Source organism: Streptomyces sp. AC627_RSS907, from assembly GCF_019049165.1.
Genome location: NZ_JAGMUE010000163.1, coordinates 1 through 8,863, shown reverse-complemented (window position 1 = coordinate 8,863; position 8,863 = coordinate 1). Strand labels below are relative to the sequence as shown.

The 8,863-nt window shown below is 71.5% G+C and carries 8 protein-coding genes; 6 read left to right on the top strand and 2 right to left on the bottom strand.

Annotation, left to right across the window (positions count from 1 at the left end; all coding sequences use genetic code 11):
- Positions 1 to 148 precede the first annotated feature (148 nt).
- The 4 genes from KUM32_RS29780 (at position 149) to KUM32_RS29765 (ending at position 5,136) form a co-directional block, all read left to right on the top strand.
- A complete protein-coding gene (locus KUM32_RS29780; RefSeq protein ID WP_217145083.1) occupies positions 149 to 1,393 on the top strand; it encodes a sugar ABC transporter substrate-binding protein in 1,245 nt (414 codons plus the stop codon).
- Between the two features lie 20 nt (positions 1,394 to 1,413).
- Complete coding sequence (locus KUM32_RS29775; protein WP_217145080.1) at positions 1,414 to 2,397, top strand: carbohydrate ABC transporter permease; 984 nt, start codon at positions 1,414 to 1,416, stop codon at positions 2,395 to 2,397.
- Entirely contained in the window at positions 2,394 to 3,239 is an 846-nt protein-coding gene (locus tag KUM32_RS29770; RefSeq protein ID WP_217145079.1) for a carbohydrate ABC transporter permease, read from the top strand. The genes KUM32_RS29775 and KUM32_RS29770 overlap by 4 nt, the downstream gene beginning before the upstream one ends.
- Positions 3,240 to 3,324: 85 nt before the next feature.
- Complete coding sequence (locus KUM32_RS29765) at positions 3,325 to 5,136, top strand: amylo-alpha-1,6-glucosidase (RefSeq protein ID WP_217145078.1); 1,812 nt, start codon at positions 3,325 to 3,327, stop codon at positions 5,134 to 5,136.
- On the opposite strand, the gene KUM32_RS29760 is transcribed toward KUM32_RS29765, so the two are convergent.
- Complete coding sequence (locus KUM32_RS29760) at positions 5,126 to 5,290, bottom strand: hypothetical protein (RefSeq protein WP_217145077.1); 165 nt, start codon at positions 5,288 to 5,290, stop codon at positions 5,126 to 5,128. The two genes, KUM32_RS29765 and KUM32_RS29760, sit on opposite strands and share 11 nt — an antisense overlap.
- A gap of 411 nt (positions 5,291 to 5,701) precedes the next feature.
- On the opposite strand from KUM32_RS29760, the gene KUM32_RS29755 reads away from it, so the two are divergent.
- Positions 5,702 to 7,063: a bifunctional o-acetylhomoserine/o-acetylserine sulfhydrylase gene (locus tag KUM32_RS29755; RefSeq protein ID WP_217145076.1), complete on the top strand. Its 1,362-nt coding sequence runs from the start codon at positions 5,702 to 5,704 to the stop codon at positions 7,061 to 7,063.
- A complete protein-coding gene (locus KUM32_RS29750; RefSeq protein WP_217145082.1) occupies positions 7,060 to 8,220 on the top strand; it encodes a homoserine O-acetyltransferase in 1,161 nt (386 codons plus the stop codon). Before KUM32_RS29755 ends, KUM32_RS29750 begins: the two co-directional genes overlap by 4 nt.
- Before the next feature lie 94 nt (positions 8,221 to 8,314).
- Here the strand turns inward: KUM32_RS29750 and KUM32_RS29745 are convergent.
- Positions 8,315 to 8,863: hypothetical protein (locus KUM32_RS29745; protein WP_254406337.1), on the bottom strand; the 549-nt coding region annotated here is incomplete at its 5' end.

Sequence of the window (8,863 nt, the reverse complement as noted above, 5' to 3'; positions counted from 1 at the left end):
CTGCCTTCCCGCCTCACCCCTGCCCTCCCGCCCCGCCCCAGCCGTCCCGCAGCGCACACCCACCGGTGCCGCCCCGGCTGTTCCCGGCGTGCCCTCGCACGCCTCCATCGCCTCCGCGCACACCTGTGCCGAAGACAAAGGACCCGCGATGCACACATCCTCCAGACGCCGTCTCACCGCGGCGGTGGCTCTGTCGACCCTCGTCGCCGTGACCGGCACCGCCTGCTCCTCCGGTTCGGGCAGCGCCTCCGCCGGCGGCGCGGACAGCGGAACGTACACCGTCTGGGACCCGTACCCGCAGTTCGACAAGGCGTCGGCCTGGGCGAAACTGCTGGACGCCTGCGGCGCCAAGGCCGGAGTGAAGATCAAGAGGACGGCTTTCGACACGAGCGACCTCTCCGGCAAGGCGCTGCTGGCGGCACAGCAGGACAACTCCGCCGACGTACTCGTCGTCGACAACCCGGTGGTCTCCACGCTGGCCGAGGCAGGCGTCCTCACCACGACCGACGAGAACAAGCTCGACACCTCCGCGGTGGACGCCAACCTGCTCGCGGCCGGGCAGTCCGGCGGAAAGACGTACGGAACACCGATCGGCGCCAACACCCTCGCCCTGTACTACAACAAGGACGTGCTGAAGAGGGCCGGGGTCGACATCTCCTCGATCACGGACTGGACGTCGCTGACGGCAGCCCTCGACCAGGTCAAGAAGACCGGCAAGAAGGGCATCACCTTCTCGGCCATCGGCACGGAGGAGGGCACCTTCCAGTTCCTGCCGTGGTTCTGGGGCGCGGGCGCGAAGCTGACCGACCTCGACTCCGACGAGGCGGCCGCCGCCCTCTCCCTGTGGCAGGACTGGACGAAGAAGGGCTACGCCCCCAACTCGGTCCTCAACAACACCCAGACGACCAGCTGGCAGGAGTTCGCCAGTGGCGACTACGCCTTCGCGGAGAACGGCACCTGGCAGCTCGCCAACGCCGAGAAGGCGGGCTTCGACTACGGCGTCCTTCCCATCCCCGCTTCCGGCGGGGGGAGCGCGCCGGCACCGACCGGCGGCGAGTTCGTCACCATCCCGGCCCAGGGCGACACCGGCCGCTACGCCACCTCGCAGAAGCTGGTCTCCTGCCTGACCAGCACCGAGAACCTCCACGCCACCGACACCACCCTCTCCTACGTGGCACCGACCGGCGAAGTGCGGGACAGACAGCTGGCCGCGCACGCCGAGCTGAAGCCCTGGGTCGACGCGGTGAAGGCCGCCAAGGGACGCACCAGTGACGACCTCGGCACCAAGTACCCGAGGATCTCGGAGCAGTTGTGGAAGGCGGTCCAGTCCGCCCTCAGCGGCGCGCAGTCGCCCGAGGACGCGCTGGCCAAGGCCCAGTCCGCCGTCAAGTAGCCCAGGGACCCGGTCCGCAGATGACTCACACGACCCAGGTGCCGGACCGCCGGTCCGCGCGCGTCGGGAAGGGAACGGCCGGCACCGCCCCGCCCCCGGTCCCCGCGCGAACACGGCGTCGTCCGGCCTCCCCGCAGTGGGCCGCCTGGGGCTTCCTCGCCCCGGTGACGCTCTACCTCGTCCTGTTCTACGCCTACCCGCTGTACCGCAACATCGACCTGAGCCTGCGCCACTACACCGTCCGCTCCTTCGTCCAGGGCGACGCCCCCTTCACGGGCCTGGAGAACTACCGCACCGTCCTCGACGACCCGACCTTCGCGCCGGCCCTGCTGCACACCGCCGTGTTCACCGTCGTGTGCCTGGCCTTCCAGTACGCGATCGGGCTGGCCCTCGCCGTCTTCTTCAACCAGCACTTCCGGCTGTCGGCGACCCTGCGCGCCCTGTTCCTCGTACCCTGGCTGCTGCCGCTCATCGTGTCGGCGTCCACCTGGGCGTGGATGCTCAACAGCGACTCCGGCGTCGTCAACGCCGCCCTGCGCGTGGTCGGTGTCGACCCGGTGAACTGGCTGACCTCGCCGTCGTGGTCACTCACCTCGGTGATCGTCGCCAACATCTGGATCGGCGTGCCGTTCAACCTGGTCGTCCTCCACAGCGGCCTGCAGTCCATCCCGGCGTCTCTGTACGAGGCCGCCGCGCTCGACGGGGCCAACGCCTGGCAGCGGTTCTGGCGCATCACCTTCCCCCTGCTGCGCCCGGTGTCCGCGATCACGCTCCTCCTCGGCCTCGTCTACACCCTCAAGGTCTTCGACATCATCTGGATCATGACCAAGGGCGGCCCCGTGGACTCGTCGACCACCTTCGCCACCTGGTCCTACCAGCTCGGCTTCGGCAACGCCCTGCCCGCCTTCGGGCCGGGAGCGGCCGTCGGGAACCTCCTCGTCGTCGCGGCTCTGGTGTTCGGCCTGATCTATCTGAAGGTCCAGCGAAAGCAGCACGCCTCATGACCACCGCCTCCCTGTCCCGACCGCGCCGCAGCCGAAGCCACTGGTGGAAGACGGCGACGGGCATCGCGCTCACCGCCGTCATGCTCTTCCCGGTCTACTGGATGCTCAACGTGTCCTTCACCCGCGACCAGAACATGCGCAAGAGCCCCCCGGACCTCTTCCCCGCGCACGGCACGCTGGACGGCTACCGCCGGGTCCTCGACGAGCAACTGCCCTACCTCGCCACCAGCCTCGTCATCGGCCTGGCCACCGTCGTGCTCACCGTGGCCCTCGCCGCGCCCGCCGGCTACGCCCTGGCCAAGCTGCGGCCGCGCGGCGGCGGCATCCTGTCCTTCGTCCTGCTGGCCGCCCAGATGATCCCCGGCATCATCATGGCGATGGGCTTCTACGCCATCTACCTCAGCCTCGGCCTGCTCCAGTCGGTGCCGGGCCTGATCGTCGCGGACTCCACGCTGGCCGTGCCCTTCGCGGTGCTCATCTTCACCGCCTTCATGTCCGGCATCCCCCGCGAACTGATCCAGGCCGCCACGATGGACGGAGCAGGAGCCCTGCGCACCTTCCGGTCCGTCATCCTGCCGATGAGCCGCAACGCCGTGGTCACGGTGTCCCTGTTCACGTTCCTGTGGTCCTGGTCCGACTTCGTCTTCGCCGGCACGCTCGCGAGCGGCGGCGCCCACCAGCCGATCACCCTCGGCATCTACCACTACATCGGCAACAACAACCAGGAGTGGAACGCCATCATGGCCACCGCCGTCCTCGCCTCGGTGCCCGCCGCCGTCATCCTCGTGCTCGCCCAGCGGTACGTCGCCGCCGGCGTCACCGCGGGCGCCGTCAAGGACTGACCTCCACCCACTCCCACGTCGTGATGGCACGCCGTCCGGGCGCCGGACGGCCGTCACCTCCTGCTCGAGAAACGAGTCACCCTTCATGACCGCCGCCCGATCCGGCCCGGCCTTCTCCCTCCACGACATCCCCTTCAGCACCTACGGTTCCTGGTTCGACATCTCGCCCGTGGTGGCGGAGAAGACGTACGCCGAGGACCTCCACCTCGTCTCCCACCAGAGCGGCATGCACGCCGTCCTGCGCCTCACGCCCCTGACCGCCGGCCGGGCCGTCCGTGCCGAGACCCGCGTCGAGGCGACACCCGACCTGCTCAGCTGGGTCGGCCGGGCAGGGCGGGTCGACCTCGCCTACGAGTCGCCCGACACCGTCCGGCTGCGGGGCAGCGGTCTGAGCATGCGCGTCTCCGCGGCGGCGCGGGCCCTGACCCCGTTCAGCGGCACCTACTTCTACCGGGAGCCGCACGCCGAGGCGTACGTCTTCACCTCCTACGAGACCGGGCGGCGCTACCGGATCACCCTCCTGTCGGGAGCCGTGGCGGAAGCAGCCGGGGACCAGATCCTGGGCAGCACCGATCGCCAGGTCACCATCGGCGCCGACCGCGACGGAAGCTGGGAGATCGCGGTCGAGGAGTACGAAACCGCGCGCCGCCCCTACCGTTCCCAGGCGGCCTTCGACCAGGTCGTCCGTGCCGCACGCGACGCCTTCGCGGCCTTCACCGACTCCGTGGCGCCGTGGCGGTCGCCCGCCACCCCCGCCGCCGAACTCGCCGCCTACGTCCTGTGGTCCGCGACCGTCCGCCCCAAGGGCTTCGTGACCCGGCCGGCCGTGCTGATGTCCAAGCACTGGATGGACAAGGTATGGAGCTGGGACCACTGCTTCAACGCCCTCGCCCTCGCCCCGGGACATCCGGAGCTGGCCTGGGACCAGTTCTCCCTCCCCTTCGACCACCAGGACGACAGCGGGGCCCTGCCGGACTCGGTCACCCACTCGGAAGTCCTGCACAACTTCGTCAAACCCCCCGTGCACGGCTGGGCCTTCGGCCACCTGCGCCGACGACTCCCGCACCCCCTCGGGACAGCACGACTGACCGAGGCGTACGACAGACTCGGCCGCTGGACGGAGTTCTGGCTCACCGCACGACGCGCACCGGGCGCCACTCTGCCCCACTACCAGCACGGCAACGACAGCGGCTGGGACAACGCCACCACGTTCGACCCCGAACGCGTCATCGTCACCGCCGACCTGGCCGCCTTCCTCGTCCTGCAACTACGCGAACTCGCCGGCATGGCACGGGAGCTGACACTGCCCGACGACGCCCGCAGGTGGGCCGGGACGGCCGACACGGTGCAGGCGGCGATGCTCCAGGAGCTGTGGAGCGACGGCCGGTTCGTCGCCCGCTCGGTCGACAGCGGCGACGGCTGGGCCAGCGCCAGTCTCCTCGACCTGATGCCCGTCGTGCTGGGCGAGCACCTGCCCGAGGACGTCAGCGCCGCGCTGGCCGAGCGGATTCGGGCTCATCTGACCGAGCACGGCCTGGCCACCGAACAGCCCACCTCACCGCACTACCTCGCCGACGGTTACTGGCGCGGGCCGGTCTGGGCCCCGTCCACCGTGCTCGTCGAGGACGGCCTGCGCCGTGCGGGACACCACCACCTCGCCGACGACATCAGCGCCCGCTTCCGCGCCCTGTGCGAGACCTCCGGGTTCGCCGAGAACTTCGACGCCCTCACCGGCAAGGGGCTGCGCGACCGCGCCTACACCTGGACGGCCGGCAGCTACCTGCTGCTCGCCGAAGCCTACGAACTCCGCCGCGCCGAGCCGTCCCGGCAGCCCGTCGGTGCTCAACCATCCGCCCGGAGCGCGCCGTTGAGGGGGCCCGCCGGCTCTACAGCGTGAAGGCGATGGCCATGGCGATGGCCGTGAGCGTGCGGACGGACACGGTGACCTGTCCGCCCGTGAGAGGTTCCACGGGCTCACCGGCGCGAGCCAGTGCCCTCTGACGCCGGATGCGGCCCGCGAAGACCAGCCGCGTCAGGGCCAGGCTGAGCATGGCCAGGGTGTACAGCGCCAGAGGACACCTTCGACTCCGACCACCGCAGCGACGGGGGCCCGCTGCGGACGGCGGCCGGTCGTGTTGCGGTCGTGTGTCAGGATCCGCGTCGCCGTCCGCCGTACTGGTGCCGCGGCGCCGGCGTGTGCTTCCCTGACCTCATGACCGTGCTCGTGACCCGCCGCCACGTCGACTACGTGCGTGTCACCACCACGGGCTGTACCGCCCGGAGCTGACACCTCGCCGGGCCTTCGCCCCGCCTCTCCTCCGTGCCGCACCGACCGCTGCCCCCGTACGGGCCCGGCGCTCGGTCACGCGGTCCTTCCCCCGCGCCGGCAGCACGCCATGAAGCCCTTCGTGGCGTGCGCCCGCGCGTCACGTACTCCGCCCTCCGTGCAAGGGAGCAGCACCATGAGCCAGCCGATCGACTCCGTCACCGCCGGACACACGCCCGACGAGGAGTCCACCGGGCCCGACACCTCGGCCTGGTCCTTCGAGACCAAGCAGATCCACGCGGGTGCCGCGCCGGACCCGGTGACCGGCGCCCGGGCGACGCCGATCTACCAGACGTCGTCGTTCGTGTTCCGCGACACCCAGCACGCCGCCGACCTGTTCTCGCTCGCCGAGCCGGGCAACATCTACACCCGCATCCACAACCCCACCCAGGACGTTTTCGAGCAGCGCATCGCCGCGCTGGAAGGCGGCGTCGCGGCGGTGGCCCTGGCGTCCGGGCAGGCGGCGCAGACCCTGGCGATCCTCACCCTGGCCGGAGCCGGTGACCACGTCGTCTCCAGCGCCTCCCTGTACGGGGGCACGTACAACCTGTTCCGCCACACGCTCCCCAGGTTCGGCATCGAGGTGTCCTTCGTCGACGACCCGGACGACGCCGAGGCCTGGCGGGCGGCGATCCGGCCCGGTACCAAGGCCCTGTTCGCCGAGTCGCTGGGCAACCCACGCGGCAACGTGCTCGACGTCCGGGCCGTGGCGGACGTCGCGCACGGAGCCGGCGTGCCGCTGATCGTGGACAACACCGTACCCACGCCGTATCTGCTGCGTCCCGTCGAGCACGGCGCCGACATCGTCGTCCACTCGGCCACCAAGTTCCTCGGCGGGCACGGGACCACGATCGGCGGCGTCGTCGTCGACGGCGGGACCTTCGACTTCGGCGCCCACGCCGAGCGCTTCCCCGGCTTCACCGAGCCCGACCCCAGCTACCACGGCCTGCGGTACTGGCCCGCGCTGGGCCCCGGTGCCTTCGCCGTCAAGCTGCGGGTCCAGTTGCTGCGCGACCTCGGCCCCGCCCTCTCGCCGCACTCCGCGTTCCTGCTGCTCCAGGGGGTGGAGACGCTCAGCCTGCGCATCGAGCGGCACTCCGCGAACGCCCAGGCCCTGGCGGAATGGCTGGAGCAGCGTGACGAGGTCGCCGCGGTCCACTACCCGGGGCTGCCGTCCAACCGCTGGTACGAAGCCGGCCGGCGCTATCTGCCGCGCGGCGGGGGCGCCGTCCTGGCCTTCGAACTGCGTGACGGCGTCGAGGCCGGCAAGCGCTTCGTGGACGCCGTCGAACTGTTCAGCCACCTCGCGAACATCGGTGACGTCCGCAGTCTCATCATCCACCCGGCGTCCACCACCCACAGCCAGCTGGACGAACGGCAGCTGGAGGCCACCGGCGCCTCGCCCGGCCTGGTGCGGCTCTCGGTGGGCATCGAGAACCTCGCCGACCTGAAGGCCGACCTGGAGGCCGGGTTCCGGGCGGCGAAGGGGGCGTCCTGAACACCGTACTGCCGCCGCAGCAGGTCCCCCTCCCGCCGGCCTCCGGGGCCTGGCGGGAGGGGGACCCGCCCGGGCGTCGCCAGTGGTACGAGCGCCAGACGCCGCTGGGACTGGAGGGCGGCGGCCGACTGCCCGCCCTGCGCCTGGCGTTCGAGACCTGGGGAAGGCTCGCACCGGACCATTCCAACGCCGTGCTGGTCCTGCACGCCCTCACCGGTGACAGTCACGTGTCCGGCCCCGCCGGGCCCGGGCACCCGACCCCCGGCTGGTGGGACGGGCTGGTCGGACCCGGGCGGGCACTCGACACGGACCGCTGGTTCGTCGTCGCCCCGAACGTCCTCGGCGGCTGCCAGGGCAGCACGGGCCCGGCCTCACGCCGCCCCGACGGACGGCACTGGGGCGGCGACTTCCCGTACCTGACACAGCGTGACCAGGTCGCCGCCGAGACCGGTCTGGCGGACGCGCTGGGCATCGACCGCTGGGCCCTGGTGGTGGGCGGCTCGATGGGCGGCATGCGGGCACTGGAGTGGGCCGTGGCGCACCCGGAACGGACGGGCGCGCTGCTGCTGCTCGCCACGACGGCAGCCGCGAGCGCCGAGCAGATCGCGTGGGCCGGCATCCAGCTGCGTGCCATCCGCTCCGACCCGCACTGGCGCGAAGGCCACTACCACGCCACGGCGTGCGGGCCGCACGCGGGACTGGGTCTCGCCCGGCGGATCGCCCACGTCACCTACCGCAGCGAGCCGGAACTCCAGGCCCGCTTCGGCCGCTCCGCCCAGGCCGAGGAGGATCCGCGGTCGGGCGGCCGGTACCGGGTCGGGTCCTACCTCGACCATCACGCCGCCAAGCTGGTGCGCCGCTTCGACGCGGGCAGTTATGTCGTGCTGTGCGAGGCGATGAACAGCCACGACATCGGCCGTGGCCGGGGCGGCGTGCGCGCCGCGCTGAGCCGGGTGACGGCCAGGACCCTGGTGGCCGGAGTCGATTCCGACCGTCTCTACCCCCTCTCCCAGCAGGCGGAGCTGGCGGCGGGCATCCCCACGGCCGACGGCCTCCGGGTCATCGAGTCCCCCTGCGGCCACGACGGCTTCCTCGTCGAGGTGGAGCAGGTCGCCGCACTCGTGGCGGATCTCCTGCCCCGATCCGGCCTGAGCTGAAGGGAGCGGTCGGTTCGCGCAGGTCGATCGCGTACGGCAGGGCGGCATCGAGCGCATGCCCGCCTCCGGGATCCCATGGGCCCACCGTCCTGCTTCAGGCCGGTGCGTCCGTGGGTTCGGTGGGAACACGAGGGCGCCGTGCGAGCCGACGGGCTTCGGCTGTGACGTCGGCGTCGACCTGTGCCCGTGTCCTGCTGCCGTAGTCGAGGGTGTCGTACTCGTCGTCCAGTTCGGCGAGCCGCTCGGCCAGAGGGAGGTCGTGTCCGAAGCGCTGGTGGAACCGGAAGGCCAGCTCGCGGGGTGTCAGCTCGCCGGCCAGCATCCGGGCGGCGAGTGCCCGTGCGACGGCTTCCTGTCCGGCGACACCGCCCACCGGGGAGAAGGTGAGGCCCAGTTCGTCGAGGGCCGGGGGCAGGAGGTCGGGGACGTCGTAGTCCGCCTCCGCGCGTGTGCAGGCCGCCAGGATCCGCAGGGCGGGACTGTCGAGGCCGGCAACGAGTGCGTCACAGGCGGCAGTGACGATGTCGGCGGCGCGGATCTCGCCCATGCTCCAGAGGGCGGCACGGTCCTGGAACTCGAGGGCTGCTGGTTCGGTCGACGGCATCTGTCCATGGTCCCGTCTGCGGGTGGCGGGGGTGGCGGG